Source organism: Streptomyces sp. Sge12, from assembly GCF_002080455.1.
In the GTDB taxonomy this organism is placed as follows: Bacteria; Actinomycetota; Actinomycetes; order Streptomycetales; family Streptomycetaceae; genus Streptomyces.
On the sequence record NZ_CP020555.1, the window covers coordinates 4430816 to 4455558 of the forward strand.

The following is a 24743-nucleotide window of genomic DNA, read 5'->3' on the forward strand; positions in this document are numbered from 1 at the left end:
GCGGGCTCGCGCGGCACGTCCACTGATCCACTAGGGTCACGCGGGTGACCCGGAGCCCCGTTCCCAGCCGCTCGCCGTCGCCTCTGGCCGATGTGCTGCTGACCGGCTCGCTGCTGGTGCTGGGCGTGCTCTGCATCGCCCTGCGCATCCCGGTGGCCGACGCTCTCGTCGAAGGCTTCTCCGCCGCCGAATGGGGGCCGCCCGCCGCCTATCCGCCGTTCGCGGCGATCCTGTTCACTCCGGCCGCATGGCTGCCGGCCGGCGCGCTGAAGGCCTTCCTCGTCCTCGGCAACGCGGGCCTGCTCGCGCTCCTGATCACGCTGTCCTGCCGCCTCGCGGGACTGCGGTCCCGGCCCGGGCCCGTGCTGGCCGCGACCATCGTGGGGCTGTGGCTGCAACCGCTGTTCCAGGCTCCGCTGCCCGGCCAGATCAACCTGGCCTTCGCCTGCCTGGTCCTGTGGGACCTCGGCCGGCCCCGCTCGGCGCTCGGCAAGGGCTTCGCGCTGGGCGTCGCCGCCGGGATCACCCTCGCCCCGGCGGCCATCGCCGCGTACCTCCTGCTGACCCGCCGCGTCCGGGCCGGGCTCACGGCCCTGGCGGCGTCGGCGGGCACCGCCCTGCTCGGGCTGCTGGTCCTCCCGGAGGCGTCCGCCGCCTTCTGGACCGGGCAACTGCCCGCCGCAGCCCGGGCCCTGGTCCTGGACTGGCCGCCCCTGTGGGTGTGGTGCGCGCCCTTACTGGCCGTCCTCGCAGCCCGCGCCGGCCGGGGTCAGTCGCTGGCCAGCAGCTCGTCGGCGTCCATGATCCGGTAGGCGTAGCCCTGCTCGGCGAGGAACCGCTGGCGGTGCGCCGCGAAGTCCTGGTCGATCGTGTCGCGCGCGACGACCGAGTAGAACCGCGCCTCGTGGCCGTCCGCCTTCGGCCGCAGCACGCGGCCCAGGCGCTGGGCCTCCTCCTGCCGGGAGCCGAAGGTGCCCGACACCTGGATGGCCACGGTGGCCTCGGGCAGGTCGATGGAGAAGTTCGCGACCTTCGACACGACCAGCACGCTGATCTCGCCCTCGCGGAAGGCGTTGAAGAGCTTCTCGCGCTGCGCGTTGGAGGTCTCGCCCTTGATGACGGGCGCGTCCAGGTGCTCGCCCAGTTCGTCGAGCTGGTCGATGTACTGGCCGATCACCAGGGTCTGCTCACCGCGGTGCTTGGCCACGAGGGCCTCGGTGACCTTCCGCTTCGTCGCCGTCGTCGCGCAGAAGCGGTACTTCTCCTCCGTCTCGGCGGTGGCGTACGCGAGCCGCTCCGACTCCGTCAGATTGACCCGGACCTCCACGCAGTCGGCGGGCGCGATGTAGCCCTGCGCCTCGATCTCCTTCCACGGGGCGTCGAACCGCTTCGGCCCGATGAGCGAGAAGACGTCCGACTCCCGCCCGTCCTCGCGCACCAGCGTCGCGGTCAGGCCGAGCCGGCGGCGCGCCTGGAGGTCGGCGGTGAACTTGAAGACCGGCGCGGGCAGCAGGTGCACCTCGTCGTAGACGATCAGGCCCCAGTCCCGGGAGTCGAAGAGCTCCAGGTGCGGGTAGACGCCCTTCCGCTTCGTCGTCAGGACCTGGTACGTGGCGATGGTGACGGGCCGGATCTCCTTGCGGGTGCCGGAGTACTCACCGATCTCGTCCTCCGTCAGCGAGGTCCGCTTCACCAGCTCGTGCTTCCACTGGCGGGCCGAGACGGTGTTCGTCACCAGGATCAGCGTCGTCGCCTTGGCCATCGCCATGGCCCCCGCGCCGACCAGCGTCTTGCCGGCGCCGCAGGGCAGCACGACCACGCCGGAGCCGCCGTGCCAGAAGCCCTCGACGGCCTGCTGCTGGTACGGGCGCAGGGCCCAGCCGTTCTCGGCGAGGTCGATCGGGTGCGCCTCGCCGTCCACGTAGCCGGCGAGGTCCTCGGCGGGCCAGCCCAGCTTGAGCAGGGTCTGCTTGATCTGCCCGCGCTCGGAGGGGTGCACGGCCACGGTGTCGGCGTCGAGCCGCGCACCGACGAGCGGGGCGACCTTCTTGGACCGCAGGATCTCCTCCAGCACCGGCCGGTCGGTGCTGGTCAGCACGAGTCCGTGCACGGGGTGCTTGGAGAGGGTGAGGCGGCCGTAGCGCGCCATGGTCTCGGCGACGTCGACGAGGAGCGCGTGCGGGACGGGGTAGCGGGAGTACTCGACGAGCGCGTCGACGACCTGCTCGGCGTCATGGCCGGCGGCCCGGGCGTTCCACAGGCCGAGCGGGGTGATCCGGTAGGTGTGGATGTGCTCGGGAGCCCGCTCCAGCTCGGCGAAGGGGGCGATGGCGCGCCGGGCGGCTCCGGCGAGCTCGTGGTCGACTTCGAGGAGGAGGGTTTTGTCGCTCTGGACGATGAGTGGACCATTCACGCGCGGCGCCCCGTTTCATTCAGGTCAAACCTCCAGTGTGCCGTACGGCGGGAAGGCTGGGAACACGCCGCTTCGGCGGGGCAGGCCGGCGGCGGTGCCGGGCAGGTGTTCCGGGGCCGAACGGGTAGACGACGGTGCTGATGGTGATGGCCGGTGATGTTGCGCCGGGGTGTCGTGGGTGCGCGTCGTACGGTGGCCGTCGCTGCCAGGCGACCTCGGAACGGACCCTCATGACGCACACAAGCTGGGACCGCACGCTCTTCAGCACCTCCTCGGCTCCCACCACCACCATCACCCACGACACCGGCCTGCTCCTGCTCCGGCTCGTGGTCGGCCTCAGCATGGCCGGCCACGGGGCGATGAAGCTCTTCGGCTGGTTCGGCGGCCCGGGCCTCACCGCGACCGGCAAGGGCTTCACGATGGCCGGCTACCCCGCCGGGGACGCCATGGCCGTCATCGCCGGTCTCTCCGAGACCCTCGGCGGCCTCGGGCTGGCCCTCGGCCTGCTCACCCCGCTCGCCGGAGCGGCCCTGACCGGCATCTTCATCAACGTCCTCGACGTCCGGGGACTCGGCGCCTACTTCCCGCCCAAGGGCGTGGAGCTCGAAGTGGTGCTGTTCGCCGCGGTCGTCGCCCTCACCCTCACCGGCCCGGGCCGCTTCGCCGTCGACCACTACCTCCCGGTGCTGCGCGAGTCCCGGCCCCGCTACGCCCTGCTCGCCCTGCTGGTGGGTGTGGTCGCGGGATTCATCGTCCTGCTCATCCGGGACTGAACCGCCCCGGACCGGACCGCCCCGGACCGGACCGCCCCGCGGACCGGACCGCCCCCCGGACCGCCCCCCGGACCGCCCCGCCCCCGGCCCGGCCCTCCCCGGCCTCCCGGACCGCCGGGCTACGCGCCCAGGTGCGGCAGCGGCCCCACCGGGTACGGGGTCTCCACGGGCAGCAGGGCCCGCGCGGCCGCCGCGTCCCCGGACCCGAGCAGGCCGCGGATCTCCCGCGCCAGCCCGGTCACCTCACGGATCCCGACCGTCCACTCGTCGGCGTAGGCCCGCGACGCCGGACCGGACAGGCCCAGCTGGAGCGAGCGGTAGGGCAGCGGCTTCAGCGCAAGGTCCCGCTCGGGGTCCCACTGGACCCGGGCGGGCGCCCCGCGCAGCGCTTCCTTCCAGGCCTCCCGGTCCGCGTGCACGCCCCGCGCGTAGTGCGACAGGCAGGCGTCGCGCAGGGCCCGGTCGAAGCCCTCGCGGGTGATCTCGATCGCCAGCACCGTCTCCTGGCCCTCCTTGGACCCCCAGCCGCAGCGGTACATCATCCACAGGAACGACGGCTTGATCCACGTCATCCGCTCCCGCTTCCACGCGGGCGGGAAGCGCCCGTCGCGGGCGGCCGGCACCCCGAGCGCCGGGGAGTAGGCCTGGTACACCGTGACGGTGGTGTCGGTGTGCGCCGCGCGGATCTGGCGGTTCGGTACGTGCTCGTCGGACATGGGCCCAGGATGACGGCACGTCACCCTGCTGACCATCGGTTTTCGCCGCGGCCGCGGGCGCGGCCGAGACGGTGGCCGCGAAGGCGGGGGCGGCCGCGGGCCGGGGGCGTCCGCTCCTACACCTGGTCGTCCGCCAGCTCCGCGACACCGGTGATCCGGTGCAGCGCGTACGTCCGTACCTCGTCCGCCGTGTGGTCGTAGCCGGTGACGAAGCCGCCCTCCACCCGGACCGGGGCGATGACCCGCTGGCTCGCCGAGCCCTCCGCGTTCACGTACCCGATCCACACCGCCGACCCGGTCAGCGCGGCCGCCTGCACCGTGGCCAGGGTCTCCGCCGCACTCGTGCGCGGCAGTTCGCCCGGCGCCCCGGCCGCGGAGGGCGTCGCGGGCTCCTTGCGCACGGCCGTCGCCGCGAGGTCGCCCGCGCGGATCGCCCGTACGGCCGCCGCCAGCAGCGCCCGGTCCGGCACCGGCGGGCCGTCCGGCACCGGTACGGGCGCCGAGCGGGCCGGAGTGCGGTGGGCATCGGCCCGCGCCACCAGCACGTCGCCGGTACGGGACTCCGCGGCCGGTGCGTAACCCATCGCCCGCAACCCCTCCAGCAGGACGGTCGGTTCGGCCTGCGCGGCCAGCACCGTCGGCGCGAGGCGGCGCAGCCCCAGCCCGGCCGAGCGCTTGTCGGCGAGGATCTCGCCCAGCATCGCGTCGTCGTCGCAGCGCACGTACGAGGAGGCCGCGCCGACCCGCAGGTGGCCGTGCCGACGGGCCACGTCGTCGATCAGGTAGGCCAGCGGCTGCGGTACGGGCGTACGGCTGTGCTCCTTGAGGAAGGCGTGCAGGTCGGCGGCGGCGTGGCCGGCGTCCAGGGCCCGGCGCACCGAGCCGGGCGTGAACCGGTACACCGTCGCACCACCCTTGGACTCCACGTCCGCGAGCACGGACAGGGTGTCGCCCAGCGGGCGGCGCAGCGGGCCGGGGGCCACCGCCGTCAGGTCCGCCTGGAGCAGCACGTGGTCCACCGGCTCCGGCAGCAGCGGGGCCAGCAGCGGCGCCGGGTCGCGGTGCTCCAGCAGGGCCCGGCCGGGCCCGGACAGGGCGCCGCGGCCGGTCACGCCGAGGACCTCGGCCTCGGTCAGCACCCAGCGCGCGAGGCGGGCCCGCAGGTCGCTCGCGCCGCGTACGGGGCGCTCCCAGGCGAGCCGTGCCAGCAGAATCTCGGGGTCGGGCGAGCCGCCCTCGGGCAGCTCCCCGAGCAGTTCCAGCACGCGCCGGCGCACCTCGGGGGCGGCGGAGCGGTCGAGTTCGGGGCCGAGCGCGGAGAGCGTGCGCCCCTTGGCGTCCTGCTCGCCGACCAGCGGGGCCGTGCGGGTGGCCGGCAGCCAGGCCGCCGCGAGCTGCGACCAGCGCTCGGCGGGCGGCAGGTCGACCCAGTCGTCGAAGGCCGGGGTGGGCGCGTACCGCTCGTCCGCCTCGCCGTCGCTGGCCAGCAGCCCGGCCGCGTAGGCCAGTTCGATCCAGAAGGCCGCCTGCGGCTCGGTCGTGTCCAGCAGGGCCGCGGCCCGCTTCAGGTCCCGTACGGACAGCCCGCCCGCGCGCAGCACCGGCGGACCGGCGTGCTCCCAGGACTTCACCAGCTCCTCGACGGTGGCCAGCGCGGCCAGCGCCTGGCCGGCGGCGTTCGCGTCCACAAGCTGTGGACGGTGCTCGCGGGCCGCGGGCACCGGCGGGGCCACCGGCGCGGTGTGCCGGTGCGCGAGCCCGCCGCGCAGGTGCAGCGCCACCTCGCGGGGCAGTACGACGGTCCGCGCCGTCGCGGGCAGCAGCAGCCCCCGGTCGCGCAGCCAGCGCACCGGCGGCGTCGGATTCGGGGTCACCTCCCCGTACGGCGGCCCCCACACGAGCCGGCCCAGCACCTGGTGCGCCTCCGCCGGGGCCTCGTCCAGCAGCGCGGACATCCGCTGCGGGTCGGTGAACAGCCCGGTCAGCGCGGTCACCGCGGACACCGGGTCGTGGGTGGCGGGCAGCCCGACGGCCGCCACGATCTCCTGCACCCGGGTCGGCGACATCCCGGAGGTGGCCTCCGCGACGGTCGGCCCGAGGCCGGTGGGGGAGGGGCGGGAGGCGGCCGGGGCGAGCAGCTCGCGCGCGGTGCGGACCAGCCGCAGCCGCTCCTCGTCGCCCCACACCAGGGCCTGGTCGCGCAGGGTGGCCAGCGCGTCGGGGAGCGCGGCGCGGGCCCGTTCGTCCTCGCCGCCCGTCAGCAATCCCTCCAGCACCGGGTACGGGCACGGGTCCGGAGCCACCGCGAGCGCCTCGGCGGTCTGCAGGGCGAACCGGTCCAGCCGGTCCAGGGCCCGCACCACCGACGCCCGGGTCCCGGCACGGGTGGCCAGTTGGGTCACGTCGCCCGGCACCGGGCCGAGCAGGTCCGGCCGGGCGCGCAACAGGGCCGCGAGCGCCGCGTCGTCACGGGTGCGCAACGCCTCGGCGAGTGAACGCGGGGAGCTTCCCGCCGGGCTCCCGCCGGCGGATCCCGCCGCAGTGCTTGCCTCGGGCACAGTCGCCTCCTGGTCGCGTCGGCCGGTCAGTCGGCCGGTCCCCATCCGGTCAACGGTATCCGCTGCGCCCGCAGCAGCTCCACGGGCGCACGCGCTACCTTCGGGTCAGGGGGTAAGGGAGGAGCCTGGGCGTGGGGATCGAGAGCGACCATCTGGTCTACGAATATCTGAGCCGCGTCGGGGACTTGGCGCAACGGCGGCAGCTGTCCTCGGGCGACCGGATGCGGTTGGTGGCCGGGCTGCGGGACGAGATCGACCGTCGGCGCGCCAAGTACGACCCGGACACCCCGGCCGCCGTACGGCGCATCCTGGAGCGCATCGGCACGCCCGAGGAGGTCCTGGACACCCTCGGCTCCCGGCAGGGCGCGGACCCCGGATCCGCCCCGGCCGCCCCGGCCCCCGCCCCCGCCGACGCCGGTCTGTCGGTCCCCGTCCAGCGCGGGCCGGGCCGCCTGCGCCGCCGGGACACGGCCCCGGTGCGCCCGGCGGAACCCGAGAACGTGCCGCCGCACCTGGCCGGGCTGGACGACCTCGGCCCCTCCGGCGGCGCCGAGCCCGACTGGTGGCGGGTGAGCCCGGGCGGGCCCGGGTCGGGCCCGCAGGTGGAGGGCTTCGCGGGCGGCATCGAGATCCCGGACCTGTTCAAGGAGGACCCGGAGGAGGAGCCGGCGAAGGCGGGGGCGGCCCCGCCCGGGGAGGACGAGGGCCGCGCGCGGACCCTCGTACGGTTCCTGCGGGAGCGGCGGCGCGCGAAGAAGGAAGCGGCGGCCGCCGCTGCGGCGGTCGCGGAGGCTCCGGCGGTCCGGCCGCGGCCGAACGCCTTCCTGCTGCTGGCCGCGGCGGTCCTCGTCGTCGGCATGGTGACGGGCTACTGGCTGCTGCTCGTCATCGGCTGGGCCCTGCCGTACGCGTCGCGCGTGCTGGGGCCGGCGGAGCGCAAGTGGGTCGTCTTCGGGCCGCCCGGTGCGGTCCTCGCCGGGGCGGTGCTCTGGCTGTGGGGCCGGATGAACGGCAAGTGGGGCGAGACGCTCGCGGACGACCAGCTGAGCGGGGCGCTGCACGGGATGTGGCCGTGGGTGCTGAGGTCGGCGGCGCTGGCGTCGGTCCTGTACCTGGTGTGGCGGGCGCGGCGGAGGTAACCCGTGGGGTGCGCCGCCGGGGCTCCGCCCCGGGCGTTCGCCTGCCGTTGCCCCGGGGTCGGCCGCCCGTACGGCGGCCTCGGCACAATGGCAGGTATGAACCTCACAGTCGGCTTCGACCTCGACATGACCCTCATCGACTCGCGCCCGGGGATCAAGGCCGCCTACCAGGCCCTGTCCGCCGAAACGGGAACGTTCATCGACGCCGACGAGGCGATCACCCGTCTGGGCCCGCCGCTGGACGAGGAGCTCGCGCACTGGTTCCCGGCGGCCGAGATCCCGGCCGTCGCCGACCGCTACCGGGAGATCTACCCCACCCACGCCATCGGGCCGACCCCGGCGATGCCGGGTGCCCGCGAGGCCATCGAGGCCGTCCGGGCGCTCGGAGGCCGCGCGATCGTCGTCACGGCCAAGCACGAGCCCAACGCCCGCCTGCACCTGGCGCACCTGGGCATCGAGCCCGACGCGGTCATCGGTTGGCTCTGGGCGGAGGCCAAGGCCGGCGCGCTGCGCGAGTACGGCGCGCAGGTCTACGTCGGCGACCACGTCGGCGACGTACGCGGTGCCCGTACGGCCGGCGCGCTGTCCGTGGTGGTGCCGACCGGCCCGTGCCCCGAGGCGGAGCTGCGCGAGGCGGGCGCGGACGTGGTCCTGCCCGACCTCACCGCGCTGCCGCAGTGGCTCACGCAGTACGTGGCCGCGCAGCCGGTGCAGGAGCAGCCGGTGTAGGACCCGCGGTCCCGCTCACGCCTGCGAGGCGCGGGCGGCCCTGCGCTGCGCCGCCGCCGAGCGGAGCACGCCCGCCGCGGAGATGGCGAAGCCGACGCCCATGAGCATGCACACCGCCCACGCGTACGGCGGGAACGGGTCGATGTCGAGGAAGAGCGGAGCCATGGTCGCCAGCGTGGCCACGGCCCCGGCGATGAACACGATGCCGCCGGCCTTGACGAGTCCGTCGCCCGGCCGCGCTTCGTCGGAATGAGGAGTAACAGTCACCTCACCAGGGTAGTTGCCTGGCCGAAGGCAGCCGACGGCGAAGGACCGGGGAACGTCTTGTCACCCGGCCCCTGACCATTAGCCTTGAGGTGGCGGGTCACACATGGCCCGCTGCGCTGTTGTCCGGAGCCGTTCACGGCACTTCGGACCCCGACGAGCACAAGGACAGAGGACGGACGTGCCTACCGGCAAGGTCAAGTGGTTCAACAGTGAGAAGGGCTTCGGCTTTCTCTCCCGCGACGACGGCGGCGACGTCTTCGTCCACTCGTCGGTGCTCCCTGCCGGGGTGGACGCACTCAAGCCCGGCCAGCGCGTCGAGTTCGGTGTCGTCGCGGGTCAGCGCGGTGACCAGGCACTTTCGGTGACGGTACTGGACCCGGCGCCCTCCGTCGCGGCGGCGCAGCGACGCAAGCCCGACGAGCTCGCCTCGATCGTGCAGGACCTCACGACCCTGCTGGAGAACATCACCCCGATGCTGGAGCGCGGCCGCTACCCCGACAAGGTGCACGGCACGAAGATCGCCGGCCTGCTGCGCGCGGTGGCCGACCAGCTCGACGTCTGACCTCACGCGTACGGCTGCGCCCCGCCACTCGAAAGAGCGGCGGGGCGCAGCCGTGTCCATGCGGATCAGCCCTGCGGGAAGTCCAGCGAGCCGGGCGCGATGGCCGGTACCAGCCCCTCCGCCGCCGCCCGGGTCAACAGCCCGCGCACCGCCGCGTAGCCGGAATCGCCGAGGTCGGCGGTGAACTCGTTGACGTAGAGACCGATGTGCTGGTCGGCGACGGCCGGGTCCAGCTCCTGGGCGTGCGCTTGCACGTACGGGCGGGAGGCCTCCGGGTCGTCCCAGGCCATCCGGACCGACGCACGCGCCGCCGCGGCCAGCGCGTGCAGCCGCTCGGCGCCCAGCGAGCGCTTGGCGATGATCGCGCCCAGCGGGATCGGCAGGCCGGTCGTGGACTCCCAGTGCTCACCCATGTCCGCCAGGCGGTGCAGCCCGTAGTCCTGATACGTGAACCGGGCCTCGTGGATGACCAGTCCGGCGTCCACGCGGCCGTCGCGGACCGCCGGCATGATCTCGTGGAACGGCAGGACGACGACCTTGCCGACGCCCTCCGGCAGCACGTCCGCCGCCCACAGCCGGAACAGCAGGTAGGCGGTGGAGCGCTCGCTCGGTACGGCCACCGTCCGCCCGGCCAGGTCGAGCCCCGGCTCACGGGTCAACACCAGAGGACCGCAGCCGCGTCCCAGCGCACCGCCGCACGGCAGCAGCGCGTACTCCTCCAGCACCCACGGCAGCACCGCGTACGAGACCTTCAGCACGTCCAGCTCGCCGCGCTCGGCCATGCCGTTGGTGAGGTCGATGTCCGCGAAGGTGACGTCGAGGCCGGGCGCGCCCGGGACCCGGCCGTGCGCCCACGCGTCGAAGACGAAGGTGTCGTTCGGGCAGGGCGAGTAGGCGATCCTCAGCGGTTCACCGGTGATCGTGCTCATGGCGTTCTCCCCAGTTCGCGAGTACGGGCCCCAGCACGCGGAAGCCGTCGGTGAGCGCGCCGAGCGCGTCCCCGATCCGCCAGGCGGCACGGTCCCGCGGGCCCACGGCGTTGGACACGGCGCGGACCTCCAGTACGGGCAGCCCGTGCGCGGCGGCCGCCTCCGCGACCCCGAAGCCCTCCATGGCCTCGGCCCCGGCCATCGGGTGCCGGGCGGCGAGCTCGGCGGCCCGTTCGGCGGTGCCGGTGACGGTGGAGACGGTCAGCACGGGCGCGAGCAGCGCCCCGGTCGCCTCGGCGGCGCGGGCGGCGAGTTCGGCGGGCGGCAGGTGCACGCTGTGGCCGAAGCCGAGCTCGGTCACGTCGAGGAAGCCGTCGGGGGTCTCGGCCCCCAGGTCGGCGGCGACGATCGCGTCGGCCACTACGAGGGAACCGGGCGGGGCGGCGGGTGCGAACCCGCCGCCGATGCCGGCGGAGACGACGAGCGAGTAGTCGGCGAGGGCCAGGGCGGTGGCGGTGGCAGCGGCGGCCGCCGCGGGCCCGACGCCCCCGACGAGCACGTCGAAGGCGATGCCCGGAAGGTCCCGGCGGTTGATGGGGTAACCGCCGGGGAGCGTGCGCGGACCGGGACCGAAGGCGTCGGGATGAGGGGTCAGCCCGGTGGTGACGGAGTCTGCCTCCGCCGCCACCGCGGTCACGACGAGCGCGCGCACCGGTGCCGCCCGGTTACTTGAGCTTGAGGTTGAAGGACCAGACGGCGAGCGGCTTGCCGTCCTCGCCGATCTGCAGGAACGCCAGCTTCTTCGAGGCGGGGGCCTCGCCCTGGCCGCCGGTCGCGAAGACGTCCGCGCCGGGGAAGCTGCGGTAGGTGTTCGAGGAGGGCTCGGTGATCGGCTGGCCGTCCAGGACCGCCGACCAGCGCTTGCCGTCCTCGACGATCTCGGGCTCGACACCGAGACGCAGCGTGTCACCCCGGGCGTACTCGACGGTCTTGGGGTTCTTGAGGTTCGTGAGGCACTCCTGGACCTGTTCCATGGAGAGCTCCTTGCCTTCGTTGTGGCAGGAGGCTTCGGCGGACACCGACGAGGTGCCGACCGTCACGGTCGCCAACGGTGTCGGCTTCTCGCCGCAGGCGGAGAGGAGGAGGAGGCCGGCGGACACGGCTCCGAGGGCCGCGACGCTGCGGCGGGCCCTACCCGAGAAAAGCGGTGCGGTCATGAGCCGAAGGCTATCGGGCCGGTGGGCTGCGCCGCCGCACGGGGTACCGGTGGCCTGCGGCGCGGCGTTGCTCCGGTTGCGCGAAGCCCCCGCCCCGGGGCCGTACCGGCCGGCGGGGCCTAGTCCGTCACGCCACGCGGGGGCGGGAGGTGCCCGGGTGGTGGTGGGGGGCGGAGAGGACGCCCCGGAGGGCCATCGTCGTGCCCAGGGCGACGATCGCGGCGGCCACGGACATCCCCAGTACCCCGTTCAGCGGCAGGACGATTCCGATCGCGCCGCCCATCACCCACGCCACCTGGAGCAACGTCTCCGAACGGGCGAAGGCCGAGGTGCGCACCGACTCCGGCACGTCCCGCTGGATCATCGCGTCCAGCGACAGCTTCGCCAGCGCCTGGCAGAAGCCCGCCGTCGCACCCAGGACGGCCATGAACAGCCCGCTGAAGAACACCGCCGCGAGCACCGCCACGCCGAGGGTCAGGCACAGCACCGCCGCGATGATCACCTCCGGCGCGCGGGCCCGCAGCCACGAGCCCACCGCCGTGCCGCACGCGTTGCCCACGCCCGCCGCGACGCCGACGATGCCCAGCGACACCGCCGCGCTCTGCCCCGCCAGGGGATGCTCGCGCAGCAGGAACGCCAGGAAGAAGATCAGGAACCCGGACAGTGCGCGCATCGAGGCGTTCGCCAGCAGCCCGCACAGCACCGACCGGCTCACCGTCCGCAGGCCCGGCCGCTTCGAGTGCGCCTCGTGCGTGGACAGCCGCGCCCGCCGCTCACCCTTGGCCTCGTCCACCTTGTGCGGCAGCGTGAACGCCGCGAAGGTGCCCCACACGAAGATCACACAGGCCCCGTACAGCGGCCACGGCGGGCCGATCGTGTGCAGGGCGGCCCCCAACGGCGCCGCGGCGCCCGTGGCGAGCAGACCGGCCAGGGTGACCCGCGAGTTCGCCTTCACGAGTGAGAATTTCGGCGGCAGCAGCCGCGGCACCACCGCACTGCGCACCACCCCGTACGACTTCGACGCCACCAGCACGCCCAGCGCCGCCGGATACAGCTGAATGCCCCCCGTGGCCACCGCGCCCGACATCATCAGCGCCAGCAGTGCACGGGCCAGCATCGCGGCCGCCATCGACGCCCGGCGGCCGTGCGGCAGCCGGTCCAGCAGCGGTCCGATCACCGGGGCCAGCACCGTGAAGGGGGCCATCGTGATGCCGAGGTACAGGGCCACCCGGCCGCGTGCCTCGTCCGTGGGGACGGAGAAGAACACCGTCGAGGCCAGCGCCACCGTGATCATCATGTCGCCGGCGCCGTTGATGGCGTGCAGCTCGATCAGCCTGCCGAGGCCCGATTCCCCCGCCCCGTGCGCGTGCGTCGCCCGCCTGATGCCGCGCGCCGGAGAGTGCAGCACGCGCCCGACAGCCCGGCCGGCCCGCCTGGCCGGTCCCGAGCCGTCGTCGGACGACCGTACGGGTGCCACACTCGACATAGTGCCCCACCCGGCCCTCCCGGGGCGCCTCCCGGCGCGTCGCCGACCCGGTGGCTTGTCCGCGAATCGGACCTTGCATGTGTGCCCGAGGCTTAAGAGGAGGTAGCGTGCGTAGCGCGCCACCGGCGGTTGCTCCTGGCCGCGCGCCTCTTCGTGATCCCGCAGAATGGGTTGCAGTGAGGTGCGCCCGGAGTCCGATCGGGTGCGGACGTCGACGCGGCCCTCTGGTCCGCTCCGCCCGTGCCACGTACGGACAGCACCGACGGGTCGTTGTGGACGACAGTACGGACGGCGCACACGTGAGACGGCGTAGGAGAGAACGAGACCAGTGAGTGCTGCGACGACGCGAAGCCGTACCCCGCGTACCCCCGACCGCCTGTGCGTCGAGGCGGTAGAACTCGCCCGTGCGGCGGCCGAGGAGGCCGCCTTCCCCGGAGTGGTGGGCGCACACGTCTCCGCCGTGGCGGAGGGCGACCGCGTCGTCACCCACTTCTTCGAGTCCAAGGAACCCGGCTACCGGGGCTGGCGCTGGGCCGTCACCGTGACCCGCGCCTCCCGCGCGAAGAACGTCACCCTCGACGAAACGGTGCTGCTGCCCGGCGACGACGCACTGCTGGCCCCCGAGTGGGTGCCGTGGAGCGAGCGGCTGCGCCCCGGCGACATGGGCCCCGGCGACCTGCTGCCCACCGACGCCGAGGACCTGCGGCTGGAGCCGGGCTGGTCGGGCGAGGACACCCCGCCGCCGAACTCCGTCGTCTCCACCGAAATGGCCGAACTGGTCGAGGCCGAGGACGCCGACGTCACCGACCGCGCGGTGGTCCCCGTACGCGGCTCCATCACGTCGGTCGCCGAGGAACTGGGCATGCGCCGGGCGCGCGTGCTGTCGCGGTACGGGCTGCACACCGCCGCCGACCGCTGGGACGAGTCCTTCGGCGCCAAGACCCCGATGGCGCAGGCCGCGCCCGCGTCCTGCGTCTCCTGCGGCTTCCTGGTCGCCGTCGGCGGCTCGCTCGGCCAGGCCTTCGGCGTCTGCGCGAACGAGTTCAGCCCGGCCGACGGCCGTCTGGTGTCGCTGTCCTACGGCTGCGGCGGCCACTCGGAGGCCGCGGTCATGCCGGCGCCGCTGCGGCCGGCCCCGCCCGTGCTCGACTCGATGGCCTCGGACGAGTTCACCCTGCGCCCGGCCGCCGACAGCGGCTCGGTGCCGGACGCGGCCGCCGACCTGCCGGCCGCGGACCTCGGCCACTCGTAGAGCGGTCACCCGTAGAGCGGTCGTGCCCGGCCGGGTCGTCCGGCCCTGCCCGCGGGCGCCGCGGCGTACCCTCGCCCCATGGGGGACACGGGCGCGGACGCGGACATGGTGGGAATGACCGGGCGGGTGACCGGAACGGTCGGGCCGGGCCTGGTGGGCGAGGTCATCGTCCGGATCCGGGGCGGGGCGGAGCACTTCCTCGCGCATCCGGTCCCGGGGACCGGCCGCCTGGCCGTCGGGACGGTGGTCACGGTGGTCGAGTACCTGCCGCCGCGCACGGTGTACGTCATGGCGGCCTACGACAACTGACGCCCCGTCCCACCTGTACGTATCAGGATGGCGACAAGACGCGGCCGACGTCTTCCGGACCGGCCGCGGCAGGCGCAGACTCGCCCTCGTCGGTGCCGAACGGCACCGCGCTAAGGGGGCGTTGCCGATGGCTATCGGCGTCGTGGCGGGAATCGTTCTCGCCGCAATCGTGGCTCTGATCGGCCTGTTCAAGCTCATGTGGCGGGTGGCCGAACCGAACGAGGCACTCGTCATCTCCGGTTCCACGCACAAGACCGAGGGCCTCGGCCAGGGCATGGGCTTCCGGATCGTCACCGGGCGGGGGACGCTCGTACTCCCGGGCGTGCAGGCGGTGCGGAAACTGTCCCTGGACCTCAACGAGACCCAGCTGTCGGTGGACTGCGTCACCCACCAGGGCATCCCGCTGCGGGTGAAGGGCGTCGTCATCTTCAAGGTCGGCGACGACCTCGTGTCGATCGCCAACGCGGCCCGCCGCTTCCTCGACCAGCAAAAGATGATGCCCGAGCGCGTGCACATCGTCTTCGCGGGCCATCTGCGGTCCATCGTGGGCGGTTTGACGGTCGAGGACATGATCCGCGACCGGGAGAAGCTGACGGGGCAGACCCGGATGGCCTGCGGCACCGAGATGGAGAAGCTCGGCCTGATCGTCGACTCGCTGCAGATCCACGAGATCGAGGACCCGACCGGCTACATCAAGAACCTGGCGATGCCGCACGCGGCAGCCGTGCAGCGGGACGCGCGGATCGCGCAGGCCGAAGCGAACCGGCTGGCCACGGAGGCCGAGCAGGCCGCCTTCGCCCGGATGGCCGAGGCCACCCGGGACAGCGAGATCTTGCAGGCCGGCTACCAGGCCGAGCGGGACAAGGCGGCGGCGACGGCCCGTCAGGCGGGCCCGCTGTCGGAGGCGGCCGCCCGCCAGGAGGTCGTCGTCCAGGAGACCCGGGTCGCCGAGCTGGAGGCACACCGGCGCGAGCAGCAGCTCCAGGCGGACGTACGCAAGCCCGCGGACGCGGCGGCGTACGAGACCCGCACCCGGGCCGAGGCCGAGCGCGACGCGCGGATCTCGGCGGCGCAGGCGAAGGCGCGGGAGACCGAGCTCGCGGCGGCCGCCGAGGCGACGCGGGTGACGACGGCGGCGACCGCCGACGCGCAGGCCGTGGAGGCGCGGGGTGTCGCGTCGGCGAAGGCGACGCGGGCGACGGGCGAGGCGGAGGCGGCGGCCACGCAGGCGCGGGGCCTCGCGGAGGCGGAGTCGGCGAAGGCGCGGGGCCTGGCCGAGGCGGAAGCGATCAAGGCGCGGGCCGCCGCGCTGGCGGAGAACCAGGAGGCGGTGGTCGCGCAGCAGCTGGCCGAGAACTGGCCGGCGATCGTGGAGGCGGGGGCGGGGGCCTTCGGGAACGTGGAGCACATGGTCCTGCTGAACGGGGCCGAGGGCATGTCGGAGATGTTCGCCAAAGCCCTGACGATGGGCGGCACGGGCCTGGGCGTGGCCCGCCAACTCCTGGCCTCGATGGGCCAGCCCCCGTCGCCGACCCCGCCCCCCGCGACCCCACCGGCAAACGCCCGCATCCCCATCCGCGAGGAGTAACCCCCTCATTCAGCCCCTGGGCCGTCTCTTTCGGATCACTGCAGGGCAGCCGTCATAAATGGGCGGCAGGCTCGTCCGCCAGTGCAGCCCGCCGCGTGACCGCCCGAGGGTAACTGCGGATATCACAACCTGCGGAGTGCTGTCGGGTGAGCTGGCTCATCGGCCCATGATGATGTCTTCGTCAACCGACCGTTCGTCGTCGAAGTAGTCGTAGGGATCGTCATCCAGTAGGACGTCCTCGTTCAGGTCACCCAAGTGGACGAGGAGCTTGCTGCCGACTTCGAGGTCGCATGCTGCGCAGTGGAAGCCATAGGGGACGAGGTAGACCTCATTCAGTCCGCTGCTGTCTGCGTAAAGGTTTACCTCGCCGGCCACCCACCCCTGGGATCCGCAGGCCGGGCAGTTCTTCGGAGCTTCCCGGCTCATGGTGAGCAGGGGCTGACTGGTGATCGCGGCCAGCACCACATCGCGCTCCTTGCGCGACATGTGCCCGAAGCGTTGTTCGAACATTGCGCGGGCCTTGACCAGCAGAGCTTCCGCCGCAACTCGTTCCTTCCGGACCTGTTCATCGACCAGCTTGTGATGCAGGACCAGGTAGGGGCCCCAGTATCCGTTCGGATCGATCTTCAGTTCTTCGAGAACCGGGTCGACCAGGCGCAGGCAGATCGTGAAGACCGCTTCGGCTTGCGTCGCGTCGTGTATCGCGCTGTGTGCGACCCCGTTTCGGGCGTCCGCCAGAGGCTCCAGAGCCTTCTTGTCGATCGGGATCTTCTTGGGGAGGAGCTTGAGCACCCGTTCATGGGCCTCAGCGAGACCGATGGTCTTCACCTTGGCCAGAGGGCCCGCGTGGGAGCCCAGCCCCGTGGCATGCAGCAGCGAGTCGAAGTGCCGGCCGTCGACGATCAGCGCCGGGTGAATCCCAGCGAGGTAGGCCTTGAGCAGGTGCTCCGTAGCGATCCCCGCATGGTGAACGGCGAAGTCGTAGCCCTCCGGCCCCTCGACGAAGGCCGCCAGTGCGGCATGCATCCACCGTTGCGATGATCTTTTCAGCTGCTCTGAGTCCATGGCCGAGACGATAGGGCCGCGGAACCGCTGAGTGCCTCGGGATTAGCCGGCAGGCTGGGAACGGCTCTGGAGTTCGGCTGCATGTCGGGCCCAGTTGCCCCCGGACTGGGTCCAGGCGGTCGCCGTGCCGGGGCTGATGCCCAGGAGTTCCGTGAGGACCGCCGCCGGCAGCTGGGTGGGGAGTCCCATCAGAGCGGAGGCTCTGCCAGGGCGGGAGTAGATGCCCAGCCGGTTGAGCCGCTTTCTGAGATGGGGGTGGCTGAGGTGCTGACCCGGGAAGGCGGCAGGGAAGAGCCAGGGAGAGCCGGACTCCAGGTGCGGCGCCGCCGCCGGGGGCGCTGCCCCCGGACCCCCGCTCCTCAAACGCCGGAGGGGCTGAATCAGGGGCGGCGGCGGCGGAGGAGGCGTTTGGCTCCGAAGACCAGGACCAGGCCGCCCGCCAGGACGAGCGCGCCCTTGCCGAAGCTTCCCGTCGGCTCCACCGCAGGGGCCGCACCCGACGGGGACCCCGGCTGCGGCGAGGCAGAGGGGGCGGCGGCCCCGACCGGGACCGCGATGACCCGGCTGCCCTCGCCCTCCGCGCCGAACATCAGCGTCGCGCCGTCCGGCGTGTACGTCACCGACTCCGCCTGGCCCTGCCACGGCGCGTCCACCCGCTCGCCCTCGCCCACCGGCAGGCCGTCCTTCCACGGGTAGGTGCGGGCCATGAAGTAGCCGCGCAGCGTCAGCCGGGTGCCGTCGGGGGAGAAGGCGCCGTCCGTCACCCACGGCACGTCGGCGACCCGCCGGAAGACGTTCGTGCCGCCCGCCGACAGCTCCGCGGGCCCCTCGTACAGGCCGCCCTTGCTCTCGTCCTTGCTGGCGATGTAGACGCGGCCGGTCACCGGATGCACCATCAGGGCCTCCGCGTTGCGCGCCCCGTCGGCGTACTTCACCGTGAACTGGGCGGCCTTGACCGTGACGTCACCGAGTTGCTTCGGCTCCGGGAAGCGGTAGATCCACACGTGGTCCCAGGTTCCGCCGCGGTTGTCGCCGATGTCCCCGACGTAGAGCTGGCCGTCCGGGCCCAGGGAGATCGCTTCGACGTCGCGCGGCTTGCCGATGCCCGTCAGCGTCACCCGGGCCACCGTCCTGCCGGTGGCCGAGTCCACCGCGTAGATGTACGGGCCGTCGTCGCTGTCGTTGTGCGTCCAGTACACGCCCGGGTGGATCCGGCTGGCGGCCAGGCCGCTCGACTCCTTGATCCGCGGATCGGAGATGGTGAAGGAGGACGCGGCGGGGGTGTCCGCCGCGACGGCCGGGCCCGGCAGCACGGCGAGGGCGGCGGCGACGGCGGCGGTCACGGCAACGGCGGCCGACGCGGCGGCGGACGGCAGGGGCAGGCGCATTCCCCCAGCCTGCCAGTACGTGCCGCGTGTCCGGCGTCACAGGGGTTTCTGTCGCGCGATCCGCGATGATGACCGGATGCGTTTCATGTTCGTCGGCGACTCCATGACCATCGGACGCGCCGGCGACTACACCTGGCGCTACCGGATGTGGCAGCACCTCAGCTCAACCCTCGGCGGTCCCCACCGGATCGTCGGTCCGCGCTGCGAGCTGTACGACACCGTCGCCGACACGCCCACCAGCCACGCCTACGCCGACCCGGGCTTTCCGGAGCACGCCCGCCGCCATCTGGCCGGCTGGGGCGAGGGCTGGCAGCACATGGCCCCCCTGATAGGCCCGGCGGTCGCCGCCACCGGCGCCGACGTCCTGCTGGTCTCCCTCGGGCTGATCGACCTCGGCTTCTACACCGACGCCGAGCAGACGGCCGTCAACGCCCGCCGGTTCGTGGCGGAGGCCCGCGCCGCCGGGCCCGGCGTCCGGATGGTCCTGCTGCCGGTCATCCCGAACAGCCGGGCCGAGGAGGACGCGCCCTTCGCGGCGGAGGTGGCCCGCTTCAACGAGCTCCTCGCGAAGGCGGTCGCCGACCTGACGACCGAGGCCTCGCCGATCCTGCTGGCCGCGCGCCCGGACGCGTACGACATCCACCGCGACACCTACGACGGCACTCACCCGAACGCCTCCGGCGAGCACCGGCTGGCGGGCGAGTTCGCGGCGGTCCTGCACCAGGCGTGGGGGATCGGCGGGCCCTACCGGCCCGCGCAGGGGCTGTAACACGCCCTTCACGGCAGGGTCTTGCTTCGAGCGCACTCGAAGCAGTTGGCTAGTGCCCCATGAAGTACACGCAGCTCGGACGCACCGGCCTCAAGGTCAGCCGACTTGTACTCGGCACCATGAACTTCGGCCCCCAGACCGGGGAGCCCGAAAGTCACTCGATCATGGATTCCGCCCTCGACGCGGGCATCAACTACTTCGACACCGCCAATGTGTACGGGTGGGGCGAGAACAAGGGCCGCACCGAGGAGATCATCGGCACCTGGTTCGCCCAGGGCGGCGACCGCCGTGAGAAGACGGTCCTCGCCACCAAGGTGTACGGCTCCATGTCCCGCGAGGGGGACACCTGGCCCAACTACGACCGCCTCTCGGCGCTGAACATCCGCCGGGCCGTCGACGCCAGCCTCAAGCGGCTCCAGACGGACTACATCGACGTCTACCAGTTCCACCACGTGGACCGGCTGACCCCCTTCGAGGAGATCTGGCAGGCCGTCGAGGTCCTGGTCCAGCAGGGCAAGATCCTCTACGCGGGCTCCTCCAACTTCCCCGGCTGGAAGATCGCCCAGGCCAACGAGACCGCGGCCCGCCAGGGGCGGCTCGGCCTGGTCAGCGAGCAGTGCCTCTACAACCTCGCCGAGCGGCGCGCCGAGATGGAGGTCATCCCGGCCGCCGAGGCGTACGGGCTCGGGGTCATCCCGTGGTCCCCGCTCCACGGGGGCCTGCTGGGCGGGGTCATCAAGAAGGAGGTCGAGGGCGGCCGCCGCGCCTCCGGCCGGTCGGCGGACGCGCTCGCGAACACCGCGGTACGGGCGCAGGTGCAGGCGTACGAGGACCTGTTGGACAAGCACGGCCTGGAGCCGGGCGAGGTCGGGCTGGCCTGGCTGCTGACGCGTCCGGGGGTCACCGGGCCGATCGTCGGTCCGCGGACGCAGGAGCAGCTCGACTCGGCGCTGCGCGCGGTGGAGCTGGAGCTGTCGGAGGAGGTCCTGGCGGGCCTCGAGGAGATCTTCCCCGGTCCCGGGGCGTCGCCGGAGGCCTTCGCCTGGTAGGCGGCGGGGGTTACTGGCCGACGGCAGCCGCCACGGCCACGACGACGAACATCAGTACGAGTACACCGGCCATCACACGGTTTCGGGTCTTGGGATCCACCCGTCGAGCCTAACGCGGCAGCCCCTGCATCGTGGACGCAGGGGCTGTGCCGTGGTGGGGGTGCGCCGCCGGCCGTGGCGTGGATCACGGTACCGGCGGCTGGTAGCCGGCACCCGCCGGGCCCGCGCCGAACGGGCGCCGGCCCGGCGCCGGTGTGCGGCTCAGCCGCCGAGCGGCCAGGCCCGGACGGTCTCGTACCGGGGCTGCTCGCCCGGCACCCCGCTGACGGGGAGGTTGCTGCGGACCAGGCTGAGCGTGTCCACCCGCCAGGGCGTGCCCTCGAAGTCCGCGAGGGCGTCCAGGTACGGCCCCAGCGGGGTGGCGGCGTGGTGGCTGCGGGCCAGGGTGAGGTGCGGGGTGTACCGGCGGTGCTGGTCCATCGGTACCCCGGCCCGCCGGGCGGCGGCGTCGGCCCGTTCGGCGAGCATCCGCAGGGCGGGGAGCTCCCCGGCGGCGCCGGCCCACAGGGCCCGGTCCCCGAAGTGGCCGCTGCCGTGCAGGCGCAGCGCGAAGGGAGCCGTGCGGTGGGCGGCCCGCTCCAGGCGCGTGTGCAGCTCCGGGAGCACCTCGTCCCGTACCTCGCCGAGGAAGGCGAGGGTGAAGTGCCAGCCGTCCCTCCCGGTCCAGGTCAGCCGGTCGTCGTGGACCTCGTCGACGGCCCGGGCCAGCTCGGCGACGGCTTCGTCCGGCGGGAGGACGGCTGCGAACAGTCTCATGCGGCGAGCGTAGCCGGGGCGCGGCGACGGGGTCAGGCGGCTGCGACCAGCTCGGGGGCGGGGGCCGCCGGGACGAAGGTCAGGCCGCGGCGGCTCACCCGGAGGCGGAGGTTGCCGACGCGGGCCAGGACCACCGCGACCGCGAGGGAGGCGGCCAGGGAGATCACGGCGCCCGAGGCCATGCCGATCCGGGCGCCGTAGGTGTCCGTGATCCAGCCCAGCAGCGGGGCGCCCAGCGGGGTGCCGCCGGTGAAGACCATCATGAACAGGGCCATGACCCGGCCGCGCATCTCGGGGTCGGTCGCCATCTGCACGCTGGAGTTGGCCGTGACGTTGACGGTCAGGCCGAAGATCCCGATGGGCACGAGCAGGGCGGCGAACAGCCAGAAGCCGGGTGCGAAGGCGGTCACCAGGAGCAGGACCGAGAACAGCACGGCCGCGGCGACCAGCACCCGCAGGCGGGACTGTCCGCGCCGGGCGGCGAGCAGGGCGCCCACCAGGGAGCCGACCGCGATCAGGGTGTTGAAGAGCCCGTAGGTGCCCGCGTCCCCGTGGAAGACGTCGCTGACGTAGGCGGAGAGCCAGATCGGGAAGTTGAACCCGAAGGTGCCGATGAAGCCCACGAGCACGATCGGCCAGACCAGTTCCGGGCGGCCGGCGACGTAGCGCAGGCCCTCGCGGAGCTGGCCCTTGGCGCGGGGCCGGGTTTCGACGGGGTGCAGTTCGTGCGTCCGCATCATCAGCAGGCCGGCGATGGGTGCGGCGAAGGACAGCCCGTTCAGCAGGAAGGCCCAGCCGGATCCGACGGCGGTGATCAGCACACCGGCGATCGCCGGGCCGACCAGCCGCGCGGACTGGAAGTTGGCGGAGTTCAGGCTGACGGCGTTGGCCACCTGCTCCTTGCCGACCATCTCGGACACGAAGGTCTGCCGGGCCGGGTTGTCGACGACGGTGACCAGGCCGAGGGCGAAGGCGGCGAGGTAGACGTGCCACACCTGGACGTGCCCGGCGAGGGTGAGGGCGGCCAGGGCGATGCCCGTCAGGCCCATCGCGCTCTGGGTGGCGAGGAGCAGCGGCCGCTTGGGCAGCCGGTCCGCGAGTACGCCGCCGTAGAGGCCGAACATCAGCATCGGCAGGAACTGCAGGGCGATGGTGATGCCGACGGCGGAGGCGGAGCCGGTCAGCGAGAGGACGAGCCAGTCCTGGGCGATGCGCTGCATCCAGGTGCCCGTGTTCGAGACGACCTGGCCGGTGGCGAAGAGCCGGTAGTTCCGGATCCGCAGCGAGCTGAACATGGAGCCCTTGCCCGCGGGTGCTGCGACGGCCCGGTCGGCCGGCGCAGGCGTAGAGGGGGTGGATATGTGGCCGGGTGCGGAGTCTGCTCCGGTTCCCGTACTCAAAAGCGTTCGCCTCCTGGCGTCGTTCCTACAGGTGCGCGAGCTTCTCCAGGACGGGTGCGGCCGCGCGCAGCTTGGCCCATTCGTCCTCGGTCAGCTCGGCCGCGAGCCCGGCCAGGAAGGCGTTGCGCTTGCGGCGGCTCTCTTCGAGCATCGCTTCGGCCTCCTCCGTCTGGCGGACCACCTTCTGGCGGCGGTCGTCGGGGTGCGGTTCCAGCGTGACCAGTCCCTTGGCTTCCAGCAACGCGACGATGCGTGTCATCGACGGCGGCTGGACGTGCTCGCGGCGGGCGAGCTCTCCGGGTGTGGCCTGGCCGCAGCGGGCGAGGGTGCCGAGGACCGACATCTCGGTCGGGCTCAGCGACTCGTCGACGCGCTGGTGCTTCAGGCGTCGCCCCAGCCGCATGACGGCGGAGCGGAGGTCGTTCACGGCGGCAAGGTCGTCGCCATGGGAAAGGTCATGCATGTCTTTAGAGTAACTCATTACTCTCCCTAAGGAACACCGGTTTTTCGCCGCATGCCCCGGGTCACTCATACGGGTGAGTCGGCGGCTGAAAGTGACACGCGTACGCACCCTGTGCCCCGACTCTTTCGGCATGGGGACACATGTGCTGAGCATGCGCATAGACGGGGAGCTCCTCGACAGGCTCCGGATCCATGCGGCCAAACGCGGAATGAGCGTCCAGGACTATGTGGTCCGGACGCTCATTCGCGATGACTTCGACGAGCGCTTCAAGGCGGCCGTCGACGAGACAGAGAAGTTCTACGGGCTGACGTGAGCTACTGGCCCAGGCCCAGGGCCGGCATCGCGTAGTAGAAGACGAACACCGCCGACACCACGTACATGGCCACCGGGACCCCGCGTCCCCGGCCGGTCGCCAGGCGCAGCGCGCAGAAGCTGATGAAGCCGATGCCGATGCCGTTGGTGATCGAGTAGGTGAAGGGCATCATCACCATGGCCAGGAACGCCGGGACGGCGATGGTGAAGTCGCTCCAGTCGATGTCCTTGACCGAGCCCGCCAGGATCAGGAAGCCCACCGCCACGAGCGCCGGGGTGGCCGCCTGGGACGGGACCATGGTGGCGAGCGGGGTCAGGAACAGCGCCACGGCGAAGAGGCCGCCCGTCACGATGTTCGCCAGACCCGTACGGGCGCCCTCGCCGACCCCGGCCGTGGACTCCACGAAGCAGGTGGTCGCGGAGGAGGAGGTGGCGCCGCCGGAGGCGACCGCCAGGCCGTCGACCAGCAGGACCCGGTTGATCCCGGGGAACTCGCCGGTCTTCTTGTCGATCAGCTTCGCCTCGTCGCCGACGCCGAGGATCGTGCCCATCGCGTCGAAGAAGCAGGACAGCAGCACGGTGAAGACGAAGAGGATGCCGGTCAGCATGCCGACCTTGTCGAAACCGCCGAACAGGCTGACCTGCCCCACGAGCCCGAAGTCGGGCGCGGACACCGGGTTGCCGGGCCACTCCGGGACGGTCAGGCCCCAGCCCGAGTCGGGCACCTCCGCGATCAGCTGGACGACGACGGCGACCAGGGTCATGGCCACGATGGAGATCAGGATCGCGCCCGGCACCTTGCGGATCAGCAGGGCGAAGGTGAGCAGCACACCGATCGCGAAGATCAGGACCGGCCAGCCGTCCAGGTGACCGGTGCCGCCGAGCTGGAGCGGGACCGTGGTGTGCGCGGCGTCCGGGATGCGGGAGACGAAGCCCGCGTCGACCAGGCCGATCAGCATGATGAACAGGCCGATGCCGATCGCGATGCCCTTGCGCAGGCCCAGCGGGACGGCGCTCATGACCCGCTCGCGCAGACCGGTGGCGACCAGCAGCATCACCACGAAGCCGGCCAGGACCACCATGCCCATGGCGTCGGGCCAGCTCATGCGCGGGGCGAGCTGGAGCGCGACGACCGTGTTCACGCCGAGGCCGGCGGCGAGCGCGATCGGGACGTTGCCGATGACACCCATGAGGAGGGTGGTGAAGGCGGCCGTCAGGACGGTGGCCGTCACCAGCTGGCCGGAGTCGAGCTGGTGCCCGTACATGTCCTTCGCGCTGCCCAGGATGATCGGGTTCAGCACGATGATGTAGGCCATGGCGAAGAAGGTCGCGAGGCCGCCGCGGATCTCACGGGCGACGGTCGAACCGCGCTCGGAGATCTTGAAGTAGCGGTCCAGTCCGCCGGAGGGTCCCCGGGGGGACGGTTCCGGGGAGGTGGCGGCTGCGGGGGCGGGGGCCGGGGTGCTCATACGGTCCTCATTGGGTGGTTCATACGAAGAAAATGGGCCGCGCCCAAACCGTTTCAGTATGAACACATGAACGA

Annotated in this window: 26 protein-coding genes; 11 read left to right on the top strand and 15 right to left on the bottom strand. The window is 72.9% G+C overall.

Translation table 11 applies throughout. The annotated features are described in order from the left end of the window. Positions 1 to 44: 44 nt before the first annotated feature. A complete protein-coding gene (locus B6R96_RS19885) occupies positions 45 to 812 on the top strand; it encodes a glycosyltransferase 87 family protein (protein ID WP_081523104.1) in 768 nt (255 codons plus the stop codon). On the opposite strand, the gene B6R96_RS19890 is transcribed toward B6R96_RS19885, so the two are convergent. Continuing rightward, positions 770 to 2413, bottom strand: a complete 1644-nt coding sequence (locus B6R96_RS19890; RefSeq protein WP_030387353.1) for a DNA repair helicase XPB — start codon at positions 2411 to 2413, stop codon at positions 770 to 772. The genes B6R96_RS19885 and B6R96_RS19890 overlap by 43 nt on opposite strands. A 230-nt stretch (positions 2414 to 2643) precedes the next feature. Here B6R96_RS19890 and B6R96_RS19895 point away from each other — a divergent pair, with 230 nt between their 5' ends. Then, positions 2644 to 3186 (top strand): DoxX family membrane protein, encoded by a 543-nt coding sequence (locus B6R96_RS19895; protein ID WP_079405306.1) that lies wholly within the window; start codon positions 2644 to 2646, stop codon positions 3184 to 3186. 119 nt (positions 3187 to 3305) lie between these two features. On the opposite strand, the gene B6R96_RS19900 is transcribed toward B6R96_RS19895, so the two are convergent. Both B6R96_RS19900 and B6R96_RS19905 read right to left on the bottom strand, forming a co-directional pair. Next, positions 3306 to 3902: a DUF4291 domain-containing protein gene (locus tag B6R96_RS19900; RefSeq protein ID WP_081523105.1), complete on the bottom strand. Its 597-nt coding sequence runs from the start codon at positions 3900 to 3902 to the stop codon at positions 3306 to 3308. A gap of 116 nt (positions 3903 to 4018) precedes the next feature. Then, positions 4019 to 6505: a helicase C-terminal domain-containing protein gene (locus B6R96_RS19905; RefSeq protein WP_081523106.1), complete on the bottom strand. Its 2487-nt coding sequence runs from the start codon at positions 6503 to 6505 to the stop codon at positions 4019 to 4021. A gap of 86 nt (positions 6506 to 6591) precedes the next feature. Here B6R96_RS19905 and B6R96_RS19910 point away from each other — a divergent pair, with 86 nt between their 5' ends. Together B6R96_RS19910 and B6R96_RS19915 are read left to right on the top strand one after the other, a co-directional pair. Then, positions 6592 to 7599: a hypothetical protein gene (locus B6R96_RS19910; protein ID WP_053704510.1), complete on the top strand. Its 1008-nt coding sequence runs from the start codon at positions 6592 to 6594 to the stop codon at positions 7597 to 7599. A 96-nt stretch (positions 7600 to 7695) separates the two neighbouring features. Further along, positions 7696 to 8328 (top strand): HAD family hydrolase, encoded by a 633-nt coding sequence (locus B6R96_RS19915; protein ID WP_237291463.1) that lies wholly within the window; start codon positions 7696 to 7698, stop codon positions 8326 to 8328. A 15-nt stretch (positions 8329 to 8343) separates the two neighbouring features. Here B6R96_RS19915 and B6R96_RS19920 read toward each other — a convergent pair whose 3' ends face one another. Continuing rightward, the gene (locus B6R96_RS19920) at positions 8344 to 8595 is read right to left on the bottom strand and encodes a hypothetical protein (protein ID WP_030387359.1); all 252 of its coding nucleotides are present in this window, start codon (positions 8593 to 8595) and stop codon (positions 8344 to 8346) included. Between the two features lie 178 nt (positions 8596 to 8773). Here B6R96_RS19920 and B6R96_RS38695 point away from each other — a divergent pair, with 178 nt between their 5' ends. Further along, entirely contained in the window at positions 8774 to 9157 is a 384-nt protein-coding gene (locus tag B6R96_RS38695) for a cold-shock protein (RefSeq protein WP_030012939.1), read from the top strand. A 65-nt stretch (positions 9158 to 9222) separates the two neighbouring features. On the opposite strand, the gene B6R96_RS19930 is transcribed toward B6R96_RS38695, so the two are convergent. From B6R96_RS19930 to B6R96_RS19945, 4 genes are all read right to left on the bottom strand, one after another. Further along, a complete protein-coding gene (locus B6R96_RS19930; protein WP_081523108.1) occupies positions 9223 to 10086 on the bottom strand; it encodes a 1,4-dihydroxy-6-naphthoate synthase in 864 nt (287 codons plus the stop codon). Then, positions 10067 to 10798 (bottom strand): futalosine hydrolase, encoded by a 732-nt coding sequence (locus B6R96_RS19935; RefSeq protein WP_053173694.1) that lies wholly within the window; start codon positions 10796 to 10798, stop codon positions 10067 to 10069. Before B6R96_RS19935 ends, B6R96_RS19930 begins: the two co-directional genes overlap by 20 nt. A gap of 13 nt (positions 10799 to 10811) precedes the next feature. After that, positions 10812 to 11303, bottom strand: a complete 492-nt coding sequence (locus B6R96_RS19940; RefSeq protein WP_030387362.1) for a hypothetical protein — start codon at positions 11301 to 11303, stop codon at positions 10812 to 10814. A gap of 127 nt (positions 11304 to 11430) precedes the next feature. After that, positions 11431 to 12789 (bottom strand): MFS transporter, encoded by a 1359-nt coding sequence (locus tag B6R96_RS19945; RefSeq protein ID WP_079405301.1) that lies wholly within the window; start codon positions 12787 to 12789, stop codon positions 11431 to 11433. A 328-nt stretch (positions 12790 to 13117) separates the two neighbouring features. Between B6R96_RS19945 and B6R96_RS19955 the strand changes: the two genes are divergently transcribed. From B6R96_RS19955 to B6R96_RS19965, 3 genes are all read left to right on the top strand, one after another. Next, the gene (locus tag B6R96_RS19955) at positions 13118 to 14041 is read left to right on the top strand and encodes a DUF3027 domain-containing protein (RefSeq protein WP_078626411.1); all 924 of its coding nucleotides are present in this window, start codon (positions 13118 to 13120) and stop codon (positions 14039 to 14041) included. A 78-nt stretch (positions 14042 to 14119) separates the two neighbouring features. Further along, on the top strand, positions 14120 to 14350 hold the full coding sequence (locus B6R96_RS19960; RefSeq protein ID WP_053704517.1) for a hypothetical protein: 231 nt from the start codon (positions 14120 to 14122) through the stop codon (positions 14348 to 14350). A gap of 127 nt (positions 14351 to 14477) precedes the next feature. Then, positions 14478 to 15938 carry a flotillin family protein gene (locus B6R96_RS19965; RefSeq protein WP_081523109.1) on the top strand — a complete coding sequence of 487 codons (1461 nt, stop codon included), beginning with the start codon at positions 14478 to 14480 and terminating at the stop codon, positions 15936 to 15938. A gap of 156 nt (positions 15939 to 16094) precedes the next feature. Here the strand turns inward: B6R96_RS19965 and B6R96_RS19970 are convergent, their stop codons facing one another. The 3 genes from B6R96_RS19970 to B6R96_RS19975 all read right to left on the bottom strand — a co-directional run bounded on the left by B6R96_RS19970 (position 16095) and on the right by B6R96_RS19975 (position 18391). Beyond that, a complete protein-coding gene (locus tag B6R96_RS19970) occupies positions 16095 to 17003 on the bottom strand; it encodes a hypothetical protein (protein ID WP_237291464.1) in 909 nt (302 codons plus the stop codon). A 42-nt stretch (positions 17004 to 17045) separates the two neighbouring features. Then, positions 17046 to 17192, bottom strand: coding sequence for a hypothetical protein (locus B6R96_RS37295; RefSeq protein WP_159396344.1), 147 nt, complete (start codon positions 17190 to 17192; stop codon positions 17046 to 17048). Positions 17193 to 17383: 191 nt separating this feature from the next. Beyond that, a complete protein-coding gene (locus tag B6R96_RS19975) occupies positions 17384 to 18391 on the bottom strand; it encodes a hypothetical protein (protein ID WP_081523111.1) in 1008 nt (335 codons plus the stop codon). 76 nt (positions 18392 to 18467) lie between these two features. Here B6R96_RS19975 and B6R96_RS19980 point away from each other — a divergent pair, with 76 nt between their 5' ends. Both B6R96_RS19980 and B6R96_RS19985 read left to right on the top strand, forming a co-directional pair. Then, entirely contained in the window at positions 18468 to 19160 is a 693-nt protein-coding gene (locus B6R96_RS19980) for a GDSL-type esterase/lipase family protein (RefSeq protein WP_081523112.1), read from the top strand. A gap of 59 nt (positions 19161 to 19219) precedes the next feature. Next, on the top strand, positions 19220 to 20209 hold the full coding sequence (locus B6R96_RS19985; RefSeq protein WP_030387369.1) for an aldo/keto reductase: 990 nt from the start codon (positions 19220 to 19222) through the stop codon (positions 20207 to 20209). 261 nt (positions 20210 to 20470) lie between these two features. Here the strand turns inward: B6R96_RS19985 and thpR are convergent, their stop codons facing one another. From thpR to B6R96_RS20000, 3 genes are read right to left on the bottom strand one after another with little or no spacing between them, the layout of a single operon-like run. Further along, the gene (gene thpR / locus B6R96_RS19990; RefSeq protein WP_081523113.1) at positions 20471 to 21025 is read right to left on the bottom strand and encodes an RNA 2',3'-cyclic phosphodiesterase; all 555 of its coding nucleotides are present in this window, start codon (positions 21023 to 21025) and stop codon (positions 20471 to 20473) included. Positions 21026 to 21057: 32 nt separating this feature from the next. Then, positions 21058 to 22425, bottom strand: coding sequence for an MFS transporter (locus B6R96_RS19995; RefSeq protein WP_081523114.1), 1368 nt, complete (start codon positions 22423 to 22425; stop codon positions 21058 to 21060). 25 nt (positions 22426 to 22450) lie between these two features. After that, complete coding sequence (locus tag B6R96_RS20000) at positions 22451 to 22888, bottom strand: MarR family winged helix-turn-helix transcriptional regulator (protein WP_030387373.1); 438 nt, start codon at positions 22886 to 22888, stop codon at positions 22451 to 22453. A 130-nt stretch (positions 22889 to 23018) separates the two neighbouring features. Between B6R96_RS20000 and B6R96_RS20005 the strand changes: the two genes are divergently transcribed. Further along, positions 23019 to 23201, top strand: a complete 183-nt coding sequence (locus B6R96_RS20005; protein ID WP_030010567.1) for a hypothetical protein — start codon at positions 23019 to 23021, stop codon at positions 23199 to 23201. A gap of 1 nt (position 23202) precedes the next feature. Here B6R96_RS20005 and B6R96_RS20010 read toward each other — a convergent pair whose 3' ends face one another. Then, the gene (locus tag B6R96_RS20010; protein WP_030387374.1) at positions 23203 to 24669 is read right to left on the bottom strand and encodes an NCS2 family permease; all 1467 of its coding nucleotides are present in this window, start codon (positions 24667 to 24669) and stop codon (positions 23203 to 23205) included. Positions 24670 to 24743: the final 74 nt, after the last annotated feature.